Source organism: Phenylobacterium sp. (assembly GCF_036264965.1).
Lineage (GTDB): Bacteria > Pseudomonadota > Alphaproteobacteria > Caulobacterales > Caulobacteraceae > Phenylobacterium.
This window is the reverse complement of sequence record NZ_DATAPY010000043.1, coordinates 1-19,676: the sequence shown is the minus strand read 5'-3', so window position 1 is coordinate 19,676 and position 19,676 is coordinate 1. Positions and strand designations below refer to the sequence as shown.

24 protein-coding genes and 1 pseudogene are annotated in these 19,676 nt (G+C 68.7%); 12 read left to right on the top strand and 13 right to left on the bottom strand.

Annotated features, from left to right (window positions below):
* Nucleotides 1–3 precede the first annotated feature (3 nt).
* The 4 genes from VHS75_RS06510 to selD form a co-directional block, all read right to left on the bottom strand.
* Nucleotides 4–504 carry a hypothetical protein gene (locus VHS75_RS06510; RefSeq protein WP_329637800.1) on the bottom strand — a complete coding sequence of 167 codons (501 nt, stop codon included), beginning with the start codon at nt 502–504 and terminating at the stop codon, nt 4–6.
* A 60-nt stretch (nt 505–564) separates the two neighbouring features.
* Nucleotides 565–1,533: a M56 family metallopeptidase gene (locus VHS75_RS06505; protein WP_329637799.1), complete on the bottom strand. Its 969-nt coding sequence runs from the start codon at nt 1,531–1,533 to the stop codon at nt 565–567.
* The gene (locus VHS75_RS06500; protein WP_293365729.1) at nt 1,523–1,894 is read right to left on the bottom strand and encodes a BlaI/MecI/CopY family transcriptional regulator; all 372 of its coding nucleotides are present in this window, start codon (nt 1,892–1,894) and stop codon (nt 1,523–1,525) included. The genes VHS75_RS06505 and VHS75_RS06500 overlap by 11 nt, the downstream gene beginning before the upstream one ends.
* A 73-nt stretch (nt 1,895–1,967) precedes the next feature.
* Entirely contained in the window at nt 1,968–3,032 is a 1,065-nt protein-coding gene (selD, locus tag VHS75_RS06495) for a selenide, water dikinase SelD (protein WP_329637798.1), read from the bottom strand.
* Between the two features lie 32 nt (nt 3,033–3,064).
* Here selD and mnmH point away from each other — a divergent pair, with 32 nt between their 5' ends.
* The 4 genes from mnmH (at nt 3,065) to VHS75_RS06480 (ending at nt 6,700) form a co-directional block, all read left to right on the top strand.
* On the top strand, nt 3,065–4,147 hold the full coding sequence (gene mnmH, locus VHS75_RS06490; protein WP_329637832.1) for a tRNA 2-selenouridine(34) synthase MnmH: 1,083 nt from the start codon (nt 3,065–3,067) through the stop codon (nt 4,145–4,147).
* A gap of 110 nt (nt 4,148–4,257) precedes the next feature.
* Nucleotides 4,258–4,383 carry a hypothetical protein gene (locus VHS75_RS06485; RefSeq protein WP_329637797.1) on the top strand — a complete coding sequence of 42 codons (126 nt, stop codon included), beginning with the start codon at nt 4,258–4,260 and terminating at the stop codon, nt 4,381–4,383.
* Between the two features lie 22 nt (nt 4,384–4,405).
* Nucleotides 4,406–4,510: a hypothetical protein gene (locus tag VHS75_RS23060; RefSeq protein ID WP_414694249.1), complete on the top strand. Its 105-nt coding sequence runs from the start codon at nt 4,406–4,408 to the stop codon at nt 4,508–4,510.
* An 87-nt stretch (nt 4,511–4,597) separates the two neighbouring features.
* Entirely contained in the window at nt 4,598–6,700 is a 2,103-nt protein-coding gene (locus tag VHS75_RS06480; RefSeq protein ID WP_329637796.1) for a PQQ-dependent dehydrogenase, methanol/ethanol family, read from the top strand.
* Nucleotide 6,701: 1 nt separating this feature from the next.
* Here the strand turns inward: VHS75_RS06480 and rocD are convergent, their stop codons facing one another.
* Both rocD and VHS75_RS06470 read right to left on the bottom strand, forming a co-directional pair.
* Nucleotides 6,702–7,925, bottom strand: coding sequence for an ornithine--oxo-acid transaminase (gene rocD / locus VHS75_RS06475; RefSeq protein WP_329637795.1), 1,224 nt, complete (start codon nt 7,923–7,925; stop codon nt 6,702–6,704).
* Between the two features lie 12 nt (nt 7,926–7,937).
* The gene (locus tag VHS75_RS06470; RefSeq protein WP_329637794.1) at nt 7,938–8,810 is read right to left on the bottom strand and encodes a dimethylarginine dimethylaminohydrolase family protein; all 873 of its coding nucleotides are present in this window, start codon (nt 8,808–8,810) and stop codon (nt 7,938–7,940) included.
* A 121-nt stretch (nt 8,811–8,931) separates the two neighbouring features.
* Here VHS75_RS06470 and VHS75_RS06465 point away from each other — a divergent pair, with 121 nt between their 5' ends.
* Nucleotides 8,932–9,360: an Lrp/AsnC family transcriptional regulator gene (locus tag VHS75_RS06465; protein WP_329637793.1), complete on the top strand. Its 429-nt coding sequence runs from the start codon at nt 8,932–8,934 to the stop codon at nt 9,358–9,360.
* Between the two features lie 17 nt (nt 9,361–9,377).
* Nucleotides 9,378–11,168, top strand: a complete 1,791-nt coding sequence (locus VHS75_RS06460; RefSeq protein ID WP_329637792.1) for a M3 family oligoendopeptidase — start codon at nt 9,378–9,380, stop codon at nt 11,166–11,168.
* Between the two features lie 12 nt (nt 11,169–11,180).
* Here the strand turns inward: VHS75_RS06460 and VHS75_RS06455 are convergent, their stop codons facing one another.
* The 3 genes and pseudogenes from VHS75_RS06455 to VHS75_RS06450 all read right to left on the bottom strand — a co-directional run bounded on the left by VHS75_RS06455 (nt 11,181) and on the right by VHS75_RS06450 (nt 12,585).
* Nucleotides 11,181–11,600 (bottom strand): energy transducer TonB, encoded by a 420-nt coding sequence (locus VHS75_RS06455; protein ID WP_329637791.1) that lies wholly within the window; start codon nt 11,598–11,600, stop codon nt 11,181–11,183.
* A gap of 141 nt (nt 11,601–11,741) precedes the next feature.
* Nucleotides 11,742–11,835: pseudogene (locus VHS75_RS23055) on the bottom strand (hypothetical protein); the annotation flags it as partial.
* A gap of 15 nt (nt 11,836–11,850) precedes the next feature.
* Complete coding sequence (locus VHS75_RS06450; protein WP_329637790.1) at nt 11,851–12,585, bottom strand: peptidase; 735 nt, start codon at nt 12,583–12,585, stop codon at nt 11,851–11,853.
* A 107-nt stretch (nt 12,586–12,692) separates the two neighbouring features.
* On the opposite strand from VHS75_RS06450, the gene VHS75_RS06445 reads away from it, so the two are divergent.
* Nucleotides 12,693–13,358, top strand: coding sequence for a YceI family protein (locus tag VHS75_RS06445; RefSeq protein ID WP_329637789.1), 666 nt, complete (start codon nt 12,693–12,695; stop codon nt 13,356–13,358).
* A 3-nt stretch (nt 13,359–13,361) separates the two neighbouring features.
* Here the strand turns inward: VHS75_RS06445 and VHS75_RS06440 are convergent, their stop codons facing one another.
* Nucleotides 13,362–13,592, bottom strand: coding sequence for a hypothetical protein (locus tag VHS75_RS06440; RefSeq protein WP_329637788.1), 231 nt, complete (start codon nt 13,590–13,592; stop codon nt 13,362–13,364).
* A 152-nt stretch (nt 13,593–13,744) separates the two neighbouring features.
* Nucleotides 13,745–14,515 carry an HpcH/HpaI aldolase family protein gene (locus VHS75_RS06435; protein ID WP_329637787.1) on the bottom strand — a complete coding sequence of 257 codons (771 nt, stop codon included), beginning with the start codon at nt 14,513–14,515 and terminating at the stop codon, nt 13,745–13,747.
* A gap of 168 nt (nt 14,516–14,683) precedes the next feature.
* Here VHS75_RS06435 and VHS75_RS06430 point away from each other — a divergent pair, with 168 nt between their 5' ends.
* From VHS75_RS06430 to VHS75_RS06420, 3 genes are read left to right on the top strand one after another with little or no spacing between them, the layout of a single operon-like run.
* Nucleotides 14,684–15,328, top strand: coding sequence for a methyltransferase family protein (locus VHS75_RS06430; protein ID WP_329637786.1), 645 nt, complete (start codon nt 14,684–14,686; stop codon nt 15,326–15,328).
* A gap of 51 nt (nt 15,329–15,379) precedes the next feature.
* Nucleotides 15,380–15,694: a hypothetical protein gene (locus VHS75_RS06425; protein WP_329637785.1), complete on the top strand. Its 315-nt coding sequence runs from the start codon at nt 15,380–15,382 to the stop codon at nt 15,692–15,694.
* A 54-nt stretch (nt 15,695–15,748) separates the two neighbouring features.
* Nucleotides 15,749–16,216: a hypothetical protein gene (locus VHS75_RS06420; protein ID WP_329637784.1), complete on the top strand. Its 468-nt coding sequence runs from the start codon at nt 15,749–15,751 to the stop codon at nt 16,214–16,216.
* On the opposite strand, the gene VHS75_RS06415 is transcribed toward VHS75_RS06420, so the two are convergent.
* Nucleotides 16,213–16,599, bottom strand: a complete 387-nt coding sequence (locus tag VHS75_RS06415; RefSeq protein WP_329637783.1) for a GFA family protein — start codon at nt 16,597–16,599, stop codon at nt 16,213–16,215. The genes VHS75_RS06420 and VHS75_RS06415 overlap by 4 nt on opposite strands.
* Nucleotides 16,600–16,719: 120 nt before the next feature.
* Here VHS75_RS06415 and VHS75_RS06410 point away from each other — a divergent pair, with 120 nt between their 5' ends.
* Nucleotides 16,720–16,899 (top strand): hypothetical protein, encoded by a 180-nt coding sequence (locus VHS75_RS06410; protein WP_329637782.1) that lies wholly within the window; start codon nt 16,720–16,722, stop codon nt 16,897–16,899.
* Between the two features lie 530 nt (nt 16,900–17,429).
* Here the strand turns inward: VHS75_RS06410 and VHS75_RS06405 are convergent.
* Nucleotides 17,430–18,923 (bottom strand): amidohydrolase family protein, encoded by a 1,494-nt coding sequence (locus tag VHS75_RS06405; protein ID WP_329637781.1) that lies wholly within the window; start codon nt 18,921–18,923, stop codon nt 17,430–17,432.
* Between the two features lie 144 nt (nt 18,924–19,067).
* On the opposite strand from VHS75_RS06405, the gene VHS75_RS06400 reads away from it, so the two are divergent.
* A partial coding sequence (locus VHS75_RS06400; protein ID WP_329637780.1) for an alpha/beta fold hydrolase occupies nt 19,068–19,676 on the top strand: 609 nt, incomplete at its 3' end.

The window sequence follows — 19,676 nt, the reverse complement described above, 5'->3', positions numbered from 1 at the left end:
ACGTCAGGCGTTGTGGGGTTTGCGGCCGGGCTTGGCCTGGTCGCCGATGCTCCAGCCGCTGGGACAAGGCCCCATTCGCAGGAAGTGGCGGACCTGGCTGGCCGTCAACGGCTTCGGGTCCTTCGGCGTGCGGTAGTGGTAGAGTTCGGTCAGGCCGAAATCGAGCCGGAAGTCGTTCTTGAGATCGCCGACGGTGGTGGCGCTGATCCCAAAGGGCCGGCCGTTCACCTGGCAGCTCAACGCCCAGCCATTGGACTGCATGAACGGGTAGGTCGTGTCCTTGCAGATCTGGCCGTTCACCTCGGCGCGGGTGCGTGTGAAGCTCTCGCGCAGGCTGGCGTCGGCGCAGACGTAGACCGCCGCCTGGACCGCGCCGTCACGGCCGATCACCTCGACGCGCCACAGCTGCGGCGGATCGAGCGCCTGGCGCCGGGCGAGGAGCTCGCTCTGGGTCGCGCGGCCCAGATCGCAGGCCGAGAGGCCGAGCAGGGCCAGGAAGGCCAACGGCCGGATTTGGCGCGCGATGTCTTGTCGGGTGAGAGCCAACACCGCGGGCCCGCGCGGCTAGAGGCGAAGCGGCGGGACGGCGAGCGCCGGCTTGTGATGGGCGACGATGATCGCCTGCATGTGGTGCACCTCGTGGACGACGTACACCTCGTCCGGCGGCATGCCTTCGGCGGGGGCCAGCGGCTGGGCCTTCCAGGCGCCGTAGGCGGCCAGCAGGATGGCGCCGCCCATGACGAAGGCGCCGATGTCCTGCCGCTGGAAGTCTGGCGCCGGCCTGCGCAGGGCCGCGATCCGCTGCTCCAGCGGGTGGGCCGAACGGCCCGCGAGCCAGTGGCAACCGAGGGGCGCGGCGATGGCGCCCAGCTGGGTCTTCAAGAGGGTCTCGGCGTAGCGGCGCTTCTGGCCCGGACGATGCGCCAGCACCAGGGCGTCACAGGCCAACTCCTGGTCGAGGCGGGCTTCGCGCGCCGCCAGATGCACCAGCGGGTTCAACCAGCAGAGGCACTGGGCGAGCGCGATCAGGCCATTGGTCCGCGGGTCGCCGCGGTCGATGTGGGTGCGCTCATGGGCGCGGATCAGGGCGCGCTCCTCGACGGAGAAGCGGGCGTCGGTGTCGGCCGGCATGACGATGCGGGGCACGATGACGCCGGCGACGGCCGGGCCGGCCAGCCCGCGGCGGGCCATGTCGAGGAACTTCAGCTGGCTGACGGCGATGATCGCGGCGGCCAGGGCCGCGCCGGCCAGCCACAGGCCAAGCAGCGTACCCGCCGGGGCGTGCATCAGGCCCTGAGAGGCCTGATAGACCGGATCGAAGTGCGGGCCCTCGCCCGGCGGCACGATGCGGGTGGCGGCGGCGGCGGGGAACAGGGCCGCGGCCGCGGCGATCGGCACGCAGAGCCACAGGCGATAGGCCATCTCCGGCCCGAAGTGCTTGCGGACCAGCGGGCGGGCGGCCAGCACGGCCAGGACGGCGCCGGCGGCGGCGAGGTTCAGGTGGATGAGGGCGACGAGAAGCTCAGTCGCCATTGTCGAGGTCCGCGATCAGACGCTTAAGCCGCGCCACCTCTTCGGACGACAGGTTGCGGTGCTTGGCGTAGTGGGCGACCAGCGGGGCGAGCTCGCCGCCAAACAGCCGGTCCAGCAGCCCCTGGCTCTCGCCCTGGACATATTCCGCCCGGCTGACCAGCGGCCGGTAGCGGGTGCGGCCCTCGCTGCGCTCCGAGGCCAACGCCTTCTTCTTCAGGAGGCGGTTGATCAGGGTCTTGACCGTGGCCTCGCCCCAGCCCTGCGGCGCGCCGACCGCGGCCACGATCTCGTCGGCGGCCAAGGGGCCACTGCTCCAGACCGCCTCCATCACCTGGCTTTCCGCCGCCGAAATCCGCGTCATGGCATTACGTCCGTAATTATCCGCTGACGTTACATCCGTAAACTGATCCGTCAAGTCACGGCGTGGGGAGGCCTCAGGCGACCCGCACCTCGGCAGGGCCGGCGGCCAGTCGGCCGACGTTGGCGGCAAAGGCGAACCCCCGGTCGCGAACCAGGGCCAGGACCGCCTCGGCCGCCTCCGGCGCCACGGCGATCAACAGGCCGCCGCTGGTCTGCGGGTCGGTGAGCAGATCGCGCTTCCAGTCCGCCAGGCCGGCGGGCAGGCGTACGTCGCCGCCATAGCTCGCCCAGTTGCGGGTCGAGGCGCCGGTGCGGACCCCGGCGCGGGCCAGGGCCTCGACGCCTGCCAGCAGCGGCGGATCGGCGCCGAGGTCGGCGGAGAGGCCCGAGCCGCGGCAGATCTCCAGCGCGTGGCCGAGCAGCCCGAAACCGGTGACATCAGTCACGGCATGGACGCCTTCGAGGTCGCCAAGCTCGCGCCCGACCGAGTTCAGCTGGGTGGTGGACGCGATCAGGGCGGCATAGCCGGCGTCATCCAGCCGTTCCTGCTTGAAGGCGGCGCTGAGCACGCCGACGCCCAGCGCCTTGGTCAGGATGAGGACGTCGCCCGCCTGCGCGGTGCGGTTGGTCAGCACCTTGTCGGGATGGACGAGGCCCAGCGCCACTAGGCCGTAGATCGGTTCGACCGAGTCGATGGAGTGGCCGCCGGCTACCGGCACGCCCGCCGCCGCGCAGACGCTGGCGCCGCCTTCCAGGATCGCCCGGATCGTCGCTGGCGGCAGCTTGTCGATCGGCATGCCGACGATGGCGAGCGCCAGGATCGGCGTCCCGCCCATGGCGTAGACGTCGCTGAGTGCGTTGGTCGCCGCGATCCGGCCGAAGTCGAAGGGGTCGTCCACCACCGGCATGAAGAAGTCGGTGGTCGCCACCAGGGCCTGGGTCTCGTTCAGCCGCCAGACCGCGGCGTCGTCGGAGGTGTCGGTCCCGACCATGAGGTCGGAGAAGGCCGCCGTCGCCGGCATGCCCTTCAGGATGTCTTGCAGCACCGCCGGCGCCAGCTTGCAGCCGCAGCCGCCGCCGTGCGCCAGCGAGGTCAGTCGGACGGGTTCTGGGGTGGCGTTGGCTGAATTCGCTGTCATAGGCTCGCTTCTATCGCAGCCAGCTCCCCAATCTGAAGGCCATTTCCCTGTCCGACATCGAAACCCTGGCGACCGCTGACCTGGCGAGCCTCGCCCGCTACGACGCGGTGATCGACGTGCGCAGCCCGGCCGAGTTCGCCGAGGACCATGCGCCGGGCGCCATCAACCTGCCGGTGCTTTCGAATGAGGAGCGGGCCGAGGTCGGCACGATCTATGTCCAGCAGGACCGCTTCCTGGCCCGCAAAGTCGGGGCGGCCTACATCGCCCACAATGTCGCCCACCATCTGCAGACCGCGCTCGCCGACCGGCCGGGGTCGTTCCGGCCGCTGATCTATTGCTGGCGGGGCGGGCAGCGATCGAACGCCATGGCGACGATCCTGGCCCAGGTCGGCTGGCGGACCACGGTGCTGACCGGCGGCTACAAGACCTGGCGGCGGCATGTCAGCGAGCGGCTGTACGACCAGACCCTGCCGTTCCGGCTGGTGCTGCTCGACGGCTACACCGGCTTGGGCAAGACCGAGGTGCTGCAGCGGCTGGCGGACCGCGGCCAGCAGGTGATCGACCTGGAGGGTCTGGCCGCGCACCGCGGCTCGCTGTTCGGCGCACTCGCGGGCCAGCCGCAGCCCAGCCAGAAGCTCTTCGAATCCCGCCTGCTGCTGGCGCTGGAGGCGCTCGATCCAGCGCGGCCGTTGATCGTCGAGGCGGAGTCCAGCAAGGTCGGCGAGCGGATGGTCCCGCCCGCGCTATGGAATCTCATGACCGTCGCCCCTCGCCTGGAGCTTTCCGCCACGCCCGAGGCCCGCGCCCGCTATCTGGTGCGCGCCTACGGCGACATCGTCGCCGATCGTGCGGCGCTGGACGAGGCGCTGCGCCGCCTGCCGACCTGGCCGGGGCGAAAGCGGCTGGAGGCGTGGGGTGAGCTGGCCGACGCCGGCGACTTCGAAGCGCTCGCCCTGGACCTGATGACGCTGCACTACGACCCCGCCTACCACCGCTCCAGCCGCAAGGATGCGCGGCCGAGCCTCGGCGTCCTGGAACTGGGCGATCTGCAGTCCGCCGACCTGGACGCCGCCGCCGCCGAAATCGCCCGCCGGGTCGAAGCCTTGAACGCCTGACGAAGATTAGACGGCGAGGCGAGCGGGCCCGCGTGATAAGGTGACTTATCAAACACGCGCGCGGCCGGCCGACGCGCCCGCGTCGGCCGGCCCCATCGAGGAAGACGGCCATGAAACGCTACGCTGGTACGATCACGCCCACCCGGCGCGACCTTTCCGACCCGCGCTCCTCGCGCAAGTCCGGTCAGGCCCTGCCGGCCGCGCCGGTGCTCAACGACTCGCGCAGCACGCGCTGAACCTCAACGGAAGGAGCCCGACATGGCCAAGGGTCAGAAGAAGTCCAACAAGGAAGCGCGCAAGCCGAAGCAGCCGAAGGCGAAGCCTCCGGAGTCGATCTCGTTGAGCGCCAATCAGAAGCGGTAGGTGACGTCGCGGAGCGCTTGCCCGCGCTTCTAGTCCGCGCATAGTGCCTCCCAAGGCCGAGGTTACGGCCGCTTGGGAGAGGCGTTCATGAGGATCATCAAGCTCGCGCTGGCGCTTGCGCTGGCCGCCACCGTGGCGGCCTGCAACAAGCCGGTCGCCAATGTCGACGGCGCGCGGATCGCCGCGGCGGACGGCAACGCCGAGTGGATCTCCTACGGCAAGGGCTATTCTGAGCAGCGCTTCTCCCCGCTCGACAAGGTCAACACCGGCAACGTCGGCCAACTGGGCCTGGCCTGGTACGCCCAGTTCGACACCGACCGCGGCCAGGAGGCGACCCCCCTGATGGTCGATGGGGTGCTCTACACGACCACCGCCTGGTCGAAGGTCTATGCCTTCGACGCCGCGACCGGAAAACAGCTCTGGGCCTACGATCCCAAGGTCGACGGGGCCAAGGGCTTCGACGCCTGCTGCGACGTCGTGAACCGCGGCGTCGCCATCTGGAAGGGCAAGGTCTACGTCGGCACCATGGATGCGCGGCTGATCGCGCTCGACGCCAAGGATGGCCACGTCCTCTGGCAAGCTCAGGTCGGCGATCCGAAGAAGCCCTTCACTATCACCCAGGCGCCTCGGGTGGTGAAGGACAAGGTGCTGATCGGCGAGTCCGGCGCCGAATACGGCGTGCGCGGCTTCCTCGCCGCCTATGACGCGGCGACCGGCAAGAAGCTCTGGCGCTTCTACACCCTGCCCAACGCCACCGGGACGCCGGACGGCGAGCCGTCCGACAAGGCGCTGAAGGAGAAGGCCATGGCCACCTGGCCCGACGGCCAGTGGAAGACGGTGGGTGGCGGCGGCACCGTCTGGGACGCCATCGTCTACGACCCGCAACTCAACCTGATCTACTTCGGCGTCGACAACGGCACGCCGTGGGATCAGGAAAAGCGGTCCGGCGGCAAGGGCGACAACCTCTTCCTGTCGTCGATCGTGGCGATCAACGCCGACACCGGCGAATACGTCTGGCACTACCAGGTGAACCCCGGCGAGAGCTGGGACTATTCGGCCGTGCAGCCGATGATCCTGGCCGACCTGAAGATCGGCGGCGAGGTCAAGAAGGTGCTGATGCAGGCGCCGAAGAACGGCTTCTTCTATGTGCTGGACCGCACCAACGGGAAGCTGTTGTCAGCCAAGAACTACGTGCCCGTCACCTGGGCCAAGAGCATCGACATCGCCACCGGCCGACCGGTGGAGAACCCTGAGGCTCGTTACAAGAACGGCAGCGTCGACCTGCAGCAGCCGGGGCCGCTCGGCGGCCACAACTGGCACCCGATGTCGTTCAGTCCGAAGACTGGGCTGGTCTACATCCCGGCCCAGTCGGACCCCTTTGCCTACCAGGGCGCCAAGACCTTCGGCTACAAGGCCGGCGCCTGGAACCTGGGCATCAACACGCTCGCCAACGCCGGACCGATGACGGCCGACCAGGCCAAGGCGGCTGCGGCGTCCTACAAGGGCTACCTGATCGCCTGGGACCCGGTGAACCAGAAGGCGGTCTGGAGCGTCGAGCACCCGTACTTCTGGAACGCTGGCGTTCTGTCGACCGGCGGCGGCCTGGTCTTCCAGGGTGCGGCCGAGGGGCAGTTCTACGCCTATGACGCGGCCAGCGGGAAACAGCTCTGGTCCTACCAGACCGGCAACGGCGTGATCGCCGCGCCCATGACCTACGAGCTGAACGGCGAACAGTACGTGGCCCTGATGGTGGGCTCTGGCGGCGGCGGACAGATCTCCGCGCCCGCCTACATGCCCACCCGGCCGCGTCTGCCCGGACGGCTGCTGGTCTTCAAGGCCGGCGGAACGACCAAGGCGCCCGCCTTCGTCCTGCCCGCGCAGCCGAGCATCGACCTCTCGAAGGTCTCCACCACCGGCGACAAGGCGCAGGGCTACGCCATCTTCAACGACAACTGCGGCGTCTGCCACGGCACCAACGCCACGGGGTCCTGGCTGCCGGACCTGACGCGCTCGCCGATGATCACCACGCCGGACGACTTCAACTCCGTCGTCATTCAGGGAGTGCGCGCCCACAACGGCATGATCAGTTTCGCCAAATTCCTTTCTGCGAAGGACGTGGAAGACGTGCGCGCGTTCCTGATCTCGCAGGGCAAGGGCGAACCCCTGCCGGTGGCGGTGGCCGCGAAGTAGCTCAGGCGGTCAACACAGCTTCGAATTGCTCGGCGATCCAGTCGGCCTGATCCTCGGTGAGGATCAGCGGCGGGGCGATGCGGATGGTGTGGGCGTGGGTCTCCTTGGCCAGGAGGCCGCGCGCCTGCAGCGCCTCGCAGACCCGCCGCGCGCCGCCGGCGTCGGGGTGCAGCTCGACGGCCAGCATCAGGCCGCGACCGCGGACCTCCTTCACGCTATCGGCGCGGATCGAGGCCAGGCTGGCGTGCAGGTGGTCGCCGACGCGGGCGGCGTTGCCGATCATGTCCTCCTCGACCAGCACCTTCAGCGCGGCCCGGGCCACGGCGCAGGCCAGCGGGTTACCGCCGAAGGTCGAGCCGTGCTCGCCGGGGTGCAGCACGCTCATCACCTCGGAGTTCGAGAGCACCGCGGAGACCGGATAGAAGCCGCCGGACAGCGCCTTGCCGATCAGGGTCAGGTCGGCCTCGACGCCTTCGTGCTCCTCGGCCAGCAGCTTGCCGGTGCGGCCGAGGCCCGTCTGGATCTCGTCGAGGATCAGGATGACGTTCCGCTCGGTGCAGAGCTCGCGAGCGCGCTTCAGATAGCCGGCGGGCGGGATGATCACGCCGGCCTCGCCCTGGATCGGCTCCAGCAGGACAGCCACTGTGTTGGGCCCGATGGCCGCGTCCAACGCCTCGGCGTCGCCGTAGGGTACGACCCGGAAGCCCGGCGCGAAGGGCCCGAAGCCGCCGCGGGATTGCGGGTCGGTGGAGAAGCCGACGATGGCTACCGTGCGGCCGTGGAAGTTGTCGGCGGCGACCACGATCTCGGCCTGGTCGGCGGGGACGCCCTTGACCTCATAGCCCCACTTGCGGGCCACCTTGATGGCGCTCTCCACCGCCTCCGCGCCGGAGTTCATCGGCAGGACCTTATGGCTGCCGGTCAGCGCGCAGAGCTCCTCGTAGAAGGGCGCCAGCTGGTCGTTGCGGAACGCGCGGCTGGTGAGCGTCAGGCGGCCGGCCTGCTCGACCATGGCCCCAAGGATCTTCGGGTGGCAGTGGCCCTGATTCACCGCCGAATAGGCCGACAGGCAGTCGAGGTAACGATTGCCGTCGACGTCCCAGACGTGGATGCCTTCCCCTCGGGTCAGCACCACGTCCAGCGGCTTGTAGTTCTTCGCGCCGTAGAGGCCTTCCAGCGCAATCAGGTCGGCGGATTGCGAGCGGGAAATCGCGATGTCGTTCATGGCGGGGCTCCTCTATTCGGCGGCCAGAATGGCGGGACGGGGATCGCTGGTCCGGTCGAGGCGCAGCGTCATGCAGTAGGCCGCGCCGCCGGAGCGGATGAAGGGCGCGAGGTCGATCTCGACCAGGCGGTAGCCGCGCGCCTCCAGCTTGGCGCGCAGGGTCGCCGGCGCGCGGGCCATGACCAGCGTCTGGCCCAGGTTCACGGCGTTGACGCAGAAGGCGGCGGCTTCCTCGGCGGTGGCCTCAATGCGGTCGGCCTCGGCGATGCGGGCGCGGATCGTGGCCAGGGCGTCGGGCGTGAAGGCGTCGGGATGGTAGAGCACCTCGCCCCCGACCAGCGGACAGAAGCAGGTGTCGAGGTGGTAGAAGCGCTCGGAGGCGAGCTCCAGGCCTACGACCTCGCGGCCGAAGACCTTGCGGATCACGCCCAGCGAGGCGCGGTTCGAGCGCGGGCCGAAGCCGGCCCAGAACCAGCCGCGACCAGCGTCCCAGATGGCGTCGCCGGCGCCTTCCTGCAGCACGCCGTCCGGCAGGTCGATGACCTCACTCACCACGCCGCGGGCCTTCAGCCGGGCGAACACCGCGCGGAACACCGTCTCCTCGCCCTGCCGCTCGGGATGGCGGAAGCGGGCCAGCAGCACCCGGCCATCCAGCACCACCGCAGCGTTGGCGGGGAACACGAGATCCGGCAGGCCGCGCACGGCCTCAATGGTCTCAACGTGTGCGCCAAGCGCCTGGAGCGCCGCGCGCAGCTCGCCAGAGGCGGCCAGGGCGGCGGCCCGGTGTTCGGCGGTCCAGGCCCCGGGATCCATCCACGGGTTGATCCGGTAGCTGACATCGAAGGCGGCGGGATCGGTCATCAGGAAGCGCGCGGGGGCGGTCATGTGGAGGTCCTCTGCGGCGGTCTGGAGCCGTGAGAGTCGCCCGTTCGGGTGTTAGCGAAAAGCAGCCTAGGTGCTACATCTGACGCCCGAATCTGGCGATTAGTCAGATTGGAGTAGCGAAATGATCGATGATCTCGACCGCCATCTCCTGACCCTGCTCAGGGCCGATTCGCGAGAACCGGTGGCCTCTCTGGCCGCCAAGCTGAAGGTCTCGCGGGGCACCGTCCAGAACCGCATCGCCAAGATGCTGAAGCCGGGCGGCGCCATTCAGGGCTTCACGGTGCGGACCGCGCCCGACATGGAGGCCAACCGCGTGCGCGCCATCATGTGCATCGCCATCGAGGGCGAGCGGTCGGGCGCGGTGGTCAAGGCGCTGCGCGGCTTCCCCGAAGTGGACAAGGTGCACACCACCAACGGCCGCTGGGACCTGATCGCCGAGCTCGACACCGAGACCCTGGCCGCCTTCAGCCGCACCCTCGACCAGATCCGCCTGATCGACGGCATCGCCTCCACCGAGACCTCGATCCTGCTGGCCACGCAGAAGATGTGAGGTCTAAAGAGGCGGCCATGAACGCCCCCTTCAAGACCGACGCCCTGCCGCAGTGGAACCTGGGCGACCTCTACGCCGGCCGCGACGACCCGAAGATCGAGGCCGATCTGGCCACGGCCAAGGCCGACAACGACGCCCTGGTGGCGCTGAAGGGCCGGTTCGTGGCGACACGGGCCGACGCACGCCGGCTGGGCGAGCTGCTCGACCACGGCATCAAGCTCTATGAGGCGGCGACCAACGGGCTGTGGGGCGTCGGCGCCTATGCGGGGCTGGCGTCCTCGACGGCGCGCAACGACCCGGCGTGGTCGAAGTTCGAGGGCGACCTGCGCGCCCGTTCCGCCCAGATCGCCGCGGAGAGCCTGTTCTTCACCCTCGAACTGAACGAGCTGGACGACAACGAGATCGAGGCGGCGTTCCGGGCGCACAAGCCGGCGGCGAAGTGGCGGCCGTGGATCCGTCGCGTGCGCTTGTCGCGGCCGCACGAGCTCAGCCCCGATCTGGAGCGGATGCTGATCGACCGCGGCCCGGCGGTCGCCAACTGGAGCCGGCTGTCGGAAGAGACCCTGGCCGCGCTCACGGCAAAGGTCGGCAAGGAGACGCTGACCCTATCGGAGACGCTGAACCGCCTGTCGGACCCCGACGGGACGCGGCGCAAGCAGGCGGCCCAGGCGCTCGCCAAGTCGCTGGCGGACCGCACGCCGACCCTGGCGCTCTGCTTCAACACGCTCGCCTTCGAAAAACAGGTGGAGGACCGTTGGCGGAAATACCCGGACCCCGCCGCCTCGCGCCACATCGCCAACGAGGTCCATGCCGACGCCGTCGCCGCGCTGGAGGCGGCCGTGGTGGAGGGCTACGGCCCCGTCAGCCACCGCTACTACCGCCTCAAGGCCAAGGCCATGGGCCGCGAAGTCCTGGACCAGTGGGACCGCAACGCCCCGCTCGATACCGCCCAGCCCAAGACCTACGGCTGGGACGAGGCCAAGGGCATGGTGCTGGAGAGCTTCTCGGCGCTGGCGCCCAAGTTCGCCGACACCGCCCAGACCTTCTTCACCCACCCCTGGATCGACGCGAGGCCCCGGCCCGGCAAGCAGTCGGGCGCCTATTCGCACCCGGTCACCGCCGACCGGCACCCCTACGTCTTCCTGAACTACATGGGCGAGCGGCGCGACGTTCTGACCCTGGCCCATGAGCTGGGCCACGCGGTGCACCAGACGCTGTGCGCGCCTCTGGGCACGCTCCTGGCCGACACGCCGCTGACGCTCGCCGAGACCGCCTCGATCTTCGGCGAGGGCCTAGTGTTCGAGCGCCTGCTGGCCAACGCGAGCAAGGCCGAGCGCAAGGGCCTGCTGGCCGGCAAGATCGAGGACGGGCTGAACACGGTGGTCCGCCAGATCGCCTTCCACCGCTTCGAGACCCGCTTCCACGCCGCGCGGATGGAAGGCGAGGTCTCGGCCGAGGAGATCGGCTCGATCTGGATGGAGGTGATGGGCGAGAGCCTGGGTCCCGCCATCCGGCTGAACAAGGGCTACGAGCACTACTGGGCCTACGTCAGCCACTTCGTGCACGCGCCGTTCTACGTCTACGCCTACGCGTTCGGGGATTTGCTGGTGCGCGGCCTGATGGAGAAGCGCCGCGAGGACCCCGTGGCCTTCGCGCCGCTGTACGAGGACCTGCTCGCCGCCGGCGGTACCCGGACCTACGTCGAGGCGCTGGCGCCGTTCGGGTTGAACCCGCGGGAGAAGGCCTTCTGGGCGGCGGGGATGAAGCAGCTCGAACGGCTGGTGGACGAGTTCGAGGCGTTGGTTTGAGGGGACGAAGCGCTATCTCGGTAAGCGGAATTGGATTGGTAGGCGCATCGTGCCTCCGTCGACGGGCAATCCGTTTCGGGTCATGGGCCGCATCTTGAACTCTGGCATTAGCGCCAGCGCGGCGGCGCCGAAGCCCTGACCTTGGGGCGCTTCCTGCTCGACAATGCAATCTGCCATGTCGCCGTCTTTTGTGACCTTGCAGGCAACCATTGCGATGCCCTCGACGTGATGACGACGGGCCTCAGTCGGATAGACGCGCTCAAGATCTTGTCCCGTCGCCTTATGCCGCCAATCAGCAAGGACACGATGCTGCGCGTTGGGCGTTGCAGAGGGCGGTTCCGCAGCGACTGGCGGCGCGGGTTGCGCCATCGCCAGCGGAACGAAGCTCACCTCGAAAACCAAGGCCAAGACGCCGACGATCTTTGGCATCATCCTGAAATGCTCCTCTGCGACCACCAAAGCTTAGCTTAAATCTCATGCTGCCCAGGCCCAAAGGCTCGCTTCATCCATGAGATCGAAGGGCGCGACCGTCCCGGTGGGACCTAGTCCGACAAAGCCTGTCATCCCGGACGGCCGAAGAGCCGATCCGGGACCCAGGAGCGACCGCACAGCTTGAACCTCCTGGGTCCCGGCTCTCCGCTTCGCTGCGGCCGGGATGACAGGAAATATGGGACCTCCGCTCTTAAACCCCCCAATCCACCGGCGGCGACGGCAATCCTTCGACCAGCGCCGAAAGGCCGTCGCTGTAGGCTTGGCGCAGGCCGTTCCAGTAGGGATCGTCCTCCTCGATGGTGACGAGGTTCGTGGTGAAGCTGTCGGCGCGGTAGGCCAGGAGGTCGATCGGCAGGCCGACCGAGAGGTTGCTGCGGATCGTGGCGTCGAAAGAGATCAGGGCCAGCTTGGCGGCCTCGTCGAGCGGGCAGTTGGGCGTCAGCGAGCGGTCGAGGATCGGCTTGCCGTACTTGGTCTCGCCGATCTGCAGGAAGGGCGTGCGGGGCGAGGCCTCCACGAAATTGCCGGCGGCGTAGATCTGGAACAGCCGGGGATGCTCGCCGGCGATCTGGCCGGCGACCAGGAAATTGCCGGCCGGGTCGCCGTAGGGGTCCACGAACTTGGCGTCCGCGACGATGGTGGCGCGCAGGTGCGCCCCGACGATTGTCGCGGCCTCGAACATTGTCCGTGCCAGGCTGAGGTCGTTGGCTGGGTCGCCGGCGCCAAAGGCCTCGTGCAGCCGGGTGACCACGGCCTGGGTTGTGGCCAGGTTGCCCGACGACTGGATGGCGATCACCCGGTCGCGGGCGGCCGGCATCAGATTGAGCTTGGAGACGCGAACCACCTGGTCGACGCCGGCGTTAGACCGGGAGTCCGAGGCCAGCACGAGCCCCTGAGGCAAGAGGATTCCGAGGCAATAGGTCATCGGGGACAGCCTACCGCGAATTAACCGGCTCCGCGTGTTCCTGAAGCGCCATGTCGGATCGCCACACGTTCGAACGTCCTATGGGCGACCCTATCGGGAGAGAGACCATGAAGACCCTTCGCACGCTGGCCGCCGCCAAGGCCGCCTCGATCCTGCTGATCGCCGGCCCCGCCATCGCCGCTGCGGCGCCCGCCGCGCCGCAGCCGCCGGCCGGGACCTATACGATGGACAAGGCCCACACCTCGGTGACCTTCCGGGTCAATCACCTGGGGTTCTCGCACTACACCGCGCGCTTCGCGACCGTGGACGGCAAGCTGAAGTTCAACCCGGCGGCGCCGGCGACCATGGCCGTCGAAGCGACCATCGATCCCAGGTCTCTGACGCTGAACACGCCACCCACCGGCTTCCATGATCAGCTGATGAGCAAGGCCTGGTTCGACGCCGCGGCGTTCCCGGCCATCACCTTCCGCTCGACGAAGGTCCAGGTGACCGGGGCCAACACCGCCAAGGTCACCGGCGACTTCACCCTGCACGGGGTGACCAAGCCGGTGGTCCTCGACGTCACCTACAACGGCGGCTATCCGCCCAATTCGTTCGACCCCGGCGGCGCGCGGGTGGGCTTCTCGGCCCACGGCGCCTTCAAGCGCTCGGCCTTCGGCATGGGCGCAGGCATTCCCGCGCCGGGCACGACCATGGGCGTCAGCGACGATGTGGACGTGGCGATCGAGACGGAATTCTCGGGCGGCAAACCAGCGGTGGCAGCAAAGAAGTAGCGCCTACTCCCGAGCCAGGACGTAGCGGACGCCTCGGGCGCCCAGGGCCATCGCCACGGCGATGACCGAGAGCCAGATGGCGTCGGACATCGACCAGCCGTCCGCCGCGAAGCCGAGCGCGATGACCAGGAAGGTGGCGGCCAGCGCCACGCCGAGCCAGTGGACGGTGCGCCCGATCAGACCGGAAGCGCCGACATGCGCGCGGGTTTCGCGCGGCCAGATCAGGTTCGGCATCTCGTCCTCCCGCTGTGGCTGGGATCGCCTAGCTCAGCTTTCGCATGCGCCGGACGGGCCAAGGGAACCCTCAGTGTGCAACGTGCAGCCTTTCGAAGCCGTTGCCGCTGATTGCAGCAGATAGGGACGAAATGCTCCGAAGGAAGCCGATGTCAGCGGGTTTCCATCCAGGCGCGCATGTCCGCGGCCTCGCGGCGGCCTGAGCCCAGGTAGCGGGTGTCGCTGCCGACGGTGACCAGGTCGAAGCCGCGTTCGATCATCTTCTGGGAATAGGCGACGCTGTTGGTATGGACTGCGGTCCTGACGCCCGCGGCCTTGCAGGCCGCCAGGATCTTGTCGAACGCCGCCATCAGCGCGGGGGCCTCGGTATCCTGGCCGGGCGGCCCGCCGATGGAGAGGGAAAGGTCCGAGGGGCCGATATAGACGCCGTCAAGGCCCGGCGTGGCGACGATCGCCTCGACATTGGCCAGGCCCTGGGCGGTCTCGATCATCGCGACGGCCAGCATCTCGCCGTTGGCCTTGGCATGATAGTCGGGGCCGCCGTAGACGGCCGCCCGCGTCGGCCCGGAGCTGCGGAAACCGGCCGGCGGATAGCGGCAGGCTTGGACGAAGGCGGCGCACTCGGCCGCGTCGTTGATCATCGGGCAGATGACGCCGTAGGCCCCCGCGTCGAGGGCCCGCATGATCTCGCCCGGCTGATTCCAGGACACCCGCACCAGGGGCGTCGCCGGCGTGGTCGAGACCGCCTGCAGCATGGCCAGCATCTCGGCGTAGCCGATCACGCCATGCTGGGTGTCGATGGTGACGCTGTCCCAGCCCATGGAGGCCATCAGCTCGGCGGAGAATCCGCCGGGCATGGAGCACCAGCCGTTGATCGCGGGTTTTCCGGAAGCCCACAGCTCCTTCAGGCGGTTGGCGCGCATAGGGACGATCTCTCCTGGTGGTGGTCGAGGCCGAACCTAGGCGTTGGCGGCGGCAATTGCAGCCCCGGCGGCGCGAGCCCTGCGACATCTCGCGCGGTCCCTGCGCTCGCGGGTTAGCAGGGTCTTCATTTCGTTGTGAAATCCTGACGGGGTGAGAAAGGCCGCCGCGTGACCGTGTACCAGACCTCCCCGCTGAAGCCCGGCTTCCAGCCCGGCTCGCTGACCCCGCGACTCATCGACATCGCCGAGCGCGCCGCCATCGTCGCGGCCTTCGTCTACTACCTCGTGCTCAACTACAATCCGCACAACTGGCTGAACTTCGCGATCGCCATGACCGACGTGGTCACCGTCTGGTTCATCCTGACCCGCCGGTCCACCACCAGCGTCAGTCCCGACCCGCTGGACTGGATCATGGCGTTCGGCGGCACCTTCCTGGCCCTGCTCGCGCGGCCGGGCGGGACGGCGTTGATTTCCCCGGTCCTGGCGGTCGCCATGGTCGCCGCCGGCACGGTGATCAGCCTGGCGGCCAAGTTCAGCCTCAACCGCAGCTTCGGCCTCGCGCCGGCGAACCGCGGCGTGCGCATGCGCGGCGCCTACGTCTTCGTGCGCCATCCGATGTACCTGGGCTACGCCATCACCCACAGCGCCTACCTCTTGATGAACCCGACCCTGATCAACGCCGCCCTGATCGGCGCCACCTGGGTCTTCCAGTTCGGCCGGGTGATGCGCGAGGAGCGCTGGCTCAAGCAGGACCGCGCCTATCGCCGCTACGCCCGCATCGTGCGCTTCCGGATGATCCCGGGCGTTTTCTAGGTCTATGCTGGGCTCCGGCGCGCCTGCGAGGCGCGTCCGGGAGACGCTGCGATGAAGATGGCCGCCCCGGTCGCCGCCCTTGTTTTCACCTGGCTGGCGGCGTCGGCCGCGATGGCCGCGCCGAGCTGCTTCGACCGGCAGGGCGACACAGCCCGCTGCGGAACCGCCGGCGCCATGCCGCTGGGCTGGACGCCGCCGCCGGAGCAGGTTCGGGCGCACGCCGCGGCGATGGACTCCGAACTTGGCGTCGGTCGGACGGTCGGCTTGATCTGCGTGATCGGCGGCCTCTTCGCGCTCTTCGCCCTGCTGCCGGATTTCGACGGCGGCTGGGACCGCCAGGAGGACGACCGCGAGCGGCGGGGCTAGCGTATCGCGGCAACCTGCGCTCAAACGGACAAGAGCGTGCATTGGGAGGCCGGGATGGGAATTCGGATTTTGGGTCTGGCGGTTCTTGCCGCCGCGCTGGCCGGCGCGGCGCGGGCCGAGCCGGAGGTGCTGGTCAAGTGCGACGTCCCCGCGCCCCAGGCCATGCGCTTCACCAACGCCGACGGCTGGAAGCCGATGGCCAACCCCGACCGCGCCGTCACCATCACCCGCGACAGGGGCAAGTTCGCGATCCAGCTGGATGGCGAGGCGGGCTATGCGTCCGGCTCGGTGTTCGCGCTCCCCATGGACCACATCGAGCGGTTCCGCGTGCTGCGCACCGACGGGGCGGAGATCTTCCACCTGGAGGCCGGCCCCGACGGTCAGCCGATCCTCAAGCGCACGATCCGTGGCGGCCGCGACGGCACCCACCTCTACAACATCCGCGAAATGACCCTAACCCACTGCCCGGTGGTCTCGAGCGACGTGGTGGTCGCCAAGGCCGGCGCGGGTGGCGGCGGCTAACCCGACTTGACCGCGAGCGTCACCCAGGGCTGGCGGAAGTCCTCGTAGACCGCCTGGGTCGGACCGCCGGGGCCGGCGTCGGCGAAACAGCCGATGGCCACGCCCGCCCATTGCGGCCGGAATTCGGGATACCAGAGGATCGAGGTCCCGCAGGTCGGGCAGAAGTGGAACTCGACGTTGCGGCCACTGTCGCCGGGGCGGACGAAGGTCTGCGAGGGCCCGTTCAAAGCCACCTGATCGCGGTCGTAGAACACCGCCACGCTGAAGGCGCTGCCGGTGCGCCGCTGGCAGGCATGGCAGTGACAGGCGCTGATCTTCACCGGCTCGCCGGCGGCGGTGACGGTGAGGGCGCCGCAGGTGCAGGCGGCGGTGCGGGTGGTCATGCGAGCTTCCCCCGGATCCGAACCCAGCTTAGCTCGGGCGACCATATGTCTGGAACCGAATAGACGGCGCCTCGACCCACCGCGTAGGCGAGACCGTCGGGCCTGCAGTGGACAAGCCGAATGCATAGCGCGCGCGAATGCCGGGACCAGGCCGACGCCTTGGCGACGTTGGCGCTGATGTTCCCGGAAAAAGCCGACGCCTACCGCGACGCCGAGCGGCGCTGGCGGGAGTTGGAGGTCCGGACGATCGATGAGGAGATGCGGGCTGCGCCGAGGACGTCGAAGGCGCGGCTCGGCTAGGTCGACCCTCGGCGCGCCAGCGCGGAGCGGTCCTTAAATCTCACAGCGGATGTGAGCCTGCCTCTCCAGCTCAGTCAATTCCCCTCCCTCTTGCGGGGAGGGGTCAGGGGTGGGGGTGCGGGCCGTGAATCTGCCGCTCTGGCCCCACGAATTCGGAGCTGACACCCCCACACCCAACCCTCTCCCCGCAAGGGGGAGAGGGCTTTGGAGAGGCAGGCAGAATGCTGGCCATGAGGTGTAAGGCGGAGAGTGGCCGCTGGCCTCAGCGGCGAGACGCCCAGGCGATCAGGCCAGCTCTGAGGGCAGCTCCGCAGGTGAATGCCCCTAGCGCCCAGTAGTACAGAAACTCGACGATTTTGTTCTCGCTGTCGGGCTTCCAAGTTTGGCTCCATTCAAGTTGGTAGAGCCATATCCATCCGAACAGCATCGTAGCGATTGCGACGCATACGATCAGAGACGTCCGGCCCCGGCATCACGACGGGAATGACAAAGAACGCTAGGATGAATAGACCGATGCCCACGGTCGTCTACTAATACTGCCCATACCGCCCCTTCACCGACTCCAGCAGCTTCGGCGCGTCGTAGCCGACGCCGTCCTTGAACACGATCTCGACGTTCTCGATGTCGGCGATGGTCTTGGAGGGGTCGCCCTTCACCACCACCAGGTCGGCATCCTTGCCGGGCGCGATGGAGCCGATTTGGTCGGCCAGGCCCAGATAGGTCGCGCCGTTCAGGGTGGCGATCCTGATGGCCTCCTCGGGCTTGAAACCGGCCTCGACCAGCAACTCGATCTCGCGCTGGTCGCCGAAGCCGGGGATGACGCCGCCGTTGCCGGTCGGGTCCGGCCCGGCGATCAGCAGGCCGCCGGCGGCCACGAACTTCCGCTCCAGGCCCAGGTCGTTCTGGTATGCCTTGGCGGCGTCGGCATAGCGCTCGCGCGGCGCCTGGTTGGTCAGGTTCCGGGAATAGAGATAGGCCTCGCGCGCCTCGACGGTCAGCACGGCCATGGCCTTCGGGTTCAGCGGCGAATGCATCGGCACCCGCTGTTCGAACACCGGCAGGGTCGAGGTGAGCGCCACGTGGTGAACGACCATCAGCTTGATCAGCTTGTCGGCCTCGGGGCTGTCCGGCGTCATGGCCAAGAGCGTCGGATCGCCGGAGGTGCGCGGGCAGACGTCCGGCTGTTTGCCGGGATCGAGCTGGGTGTTGACGAAGAAGCCGTGCTCCAGGTCGTCGATGCCGAGTGCAATGGCCTCCGGATAGGTCACCGAGCAGAGGTGGCCGGTGAGCTTCAGCCCGCGCTTGTGGGCCTCGACGATGGCCGCGCCCAACTCGGCGCGGGTGATGTTCATATAGGCCTTGAACGACGTGGCCCCCATGTCGGCCCAGTAGGCGACGGTGCGCGCGGCGTCGGCGGCGTCCTTCAGGCCGTGCATCTGGATGAAGGCGCTGCCCGAGCCTTCCAGATAGGGGCCGGTGACGTCCATGTGCGGCCCGATCATGCCGCCCGCGTCGATCAGGCTTTTGACGTTGAGGTCGACGTAGGGCTCGACGGAGCCGGTGGTCCGCATGGTCGTGACGCCCGCCGCCAGGTACAGGCGCGGCGACGAAAACGTCATCTGCGGCACCATCAGCGGCGGCTCGGAATGGCCGGCGGCGTCCATGTTGGGCCGGGCGATGTAGTACATGTGGTCGTGCATGCCGACGAGGCCGGGCAGCACCGTGCGGCCGGTCAGATCGAGCACCTCGGCTCCGGCGGGCGCCACGACGGCCGCACCGACGTCCTCAGTGACCGCGGCGATCTTGCCGCCGGCGAGAACGACCGTGCGATTCTCCTGCGCTGGTGCGCCGGTTCCGTCGATCACCCGGACATGTCGCAGGATTGTGAGCTTGCCGCTGACCTTTACGTAGGGCTGCACCGAGGCGGCGGGCGGCGCCGGCGGGGCCAGGATCTGCGGCGCGGCGCTGGCCACGGTCACGGCCATCAGCGCCGCGGCGCTCCCCAGGATCATCTGCTTCAGCATCTATGCCCCTCTCGCGAACCAGCCCGGCGCGGACCCTAGCCTCCGGACGAACCGCTTGCCATTTTTCAAACGGTTGTTCATCACCTGAGCCATGTTACCGGGCCGCCCTCCCAATTTCTGGCCCCAACCGATATCGAGGACCCGATGGCTGAAGACGTGAAGCCGGCGGCGGAAACCTATGATGACCGCCCGGTTCACACCGAGCCGACGCTCCCGCCCGAGGTCCAGGCGCCGCTGGCCGAGTTCGAAGGCGCCGAGCCGCCCTCGCCGCAGTGGTTCAAGGACGCCATCGCCCGCCAGCCGGAACGGACCTTTGTTGAGAGCCTGGGCTCCAAACTCGAAGTCCTGACCTGGGGCGAGGTCGGCAAGCCGGGCCTGCTGTTCGTGCACGGCAACTCCGCCCACGCCGACTGGTGGAGCTTCATCGCGCCGTTTTTCGCCGACGACTATCGGGTGGCCTCGATGTCGCTGGCCGGCATGGGCGCCTCGGACTGGCGCGACCGCTATTCGTTCGGCGATTTCGCCGAGGACGCCGAGGCCGTCGCCCGCGCCACGGGCCTCTACGAGGGCGGCCGCAAACCCATCTACATCGGCCACTCGTTCGGCGGCGGCCAGGTGTTCTTCGCCGCCGTCAGGCATCCGGAGCGGATGCATGCCGCCGTCATGGTCGACACCGGCTTCGGCCCACCGCCCGAGGAGATGGCCCGGCGCATGGCCCAGATGGAGGCGGTCAAGAATATCCCGACGCCGGAC

Excerpts from the sequence above, each read along its gene's own strand:
- VHS75_RS06505 (WP_329637799.1), bottom strand. The coding sequence starts at position 1,533 with ATGGCGACTGAGCTTCTCGTCGCCCTCATCCACCTGAACCTCGCCGCC.
- VHS75_RS06500 (WP_293365729.1), bottom strand. The coding sequence starts at position 1,894 with ATGACGCGGATTTCGGCGGCGGAAAGCCAGGTGATGGAGGCGGTCTGG.
- selD (WP_329637798.1), bottom strand. The coding sequence starts at position 3,032 with ATGACAGCGAATTCAGCCAACGCCACCCCAGAACCCGTCCGACTGACC.
- VHS75_RS06485 (WP_329637797.1), top strand. The coding sequence starts at position 4,258 with ATGAAACGCTACGCTGGTACGATCACGCCCACCCGGCGCGACCTTTCC.
- VHS75_RS23060 (WP_414694249.1), top strand. The coding sequence starts at position 4,406 with ATGGCCAAGGGTCAGAAGAAGTCCAACAAGGAAGCGCGCAAGCCGAAG.
- VHS75_RS06480 (WP_329637796.1), top strand. The coding sequence starts at position 4,598 with ATGAGGATCATCAAGCTCGCGCTGGCGCTTGCGCTGGCCGCCACCGTG.
- rocD (WP_329637795.1), bottom strand. The coding sequence starts at position 7,925 with ATGAACGACATCGCGATTTCCCGCTCGCAATCCGCCGACCTGATTGCG.
- VHS75_RS06470 (WP_329637794.1), bottom strand. The coding sequence starts at position 8,810 with ATGACCGCCCCCGCGCGCTTCCTGATGACCGATCCCGCCGCCTTCGAT.
- VHS75_RS06465 (WP_329637793.1), top strand. The coding sequence starts at position 8,932 with ATGATCGATGATCTCGACCGCCATCTCCTGACCCTGCTCAGGGCCGAT.
- VHS75_RS06460 (WP_329637792.1), top strand. The coding sequence starts at position 9,378 with ATGAACGCCCCCTTCAAGACCGACGCCCTGCCGCAGTGGAACCTGGGC.
- VHS75_RS06455 (WP_329637791.1), bottom strand. The coding sequence starts at position 11,600 with ATGATGCCAAAGATCGTCGGCGTCTTGGCCTTGGTTTTCGAGGTGAGC.
- VHS75_RS06450 (WP_329637790.1), bottom strand. The coding sequence starts at position 12,585 with ATGACCTATTGCCTCGGAATCCTCTTGCCTCAGGGGCTCGTGCTGGCC.
- VHS75_RS06445 (WP_329637789.1), top strand. The coding sequence starts at position 12,693 with ATGAAGACCCTTCGCACGCTGGCCGCCGCCAAGGCCGCCTCGATCCTG.
- VHS75_RS06440 (WP_329637788.1), bottom strand. The coding sequence starts at position 13,592 with ATGCCGAACCTGATCTGGCCGCGCGAAACCCGCGCGCATGTCGGCGCT.
- VHS75_RS06435 (WP_329637787.1), bottom strand. The coding sequence starts at position 14,515 with ATGCGCGCCAACCGCCTGAAGGAGCTGTGGGCTTCCGGAAAACCCGCG.
- VHS75_RS06425 (WP_329637785.1), top strand. The coding sequence starts at position 15,380 with ATGAAGATGGCCGCCCCGGTCGCCGCCCTTGTTTTCACCTGGCTGGCG.
- VHS75_RS06420 (WP_329637784.1), top strand. The coding sequence starts at position 15,749 with ATGGGAATTCGGATTTTGGGTCTGGCGGTTCTTGCCGCCGCGCTGGCC.
- VHS75_RS06415 (WP_329637783.1), bottom strand. The coding sequence starts at position 16,599 with ATGACCACCCGCACCGCCGCCTGCACCTGCGGCGCCCTCACCGTCACC.
- VHS75_RS06410 (WP_329637782.1), top strand. The coding sequence starts at position 16,720 with ATGCATAGCGCGCGCGAATGCCGGGACCAGGCCGACGCCTTGGCGACG.
- VHS75_RS06405 (WP_329637781.1), bottom strand. The coding sequence starts at position 18,923 with ATGCTGAAGCAGATGATCCTGGGGAGCGCCGCGGCGCTGATGGCCGTG.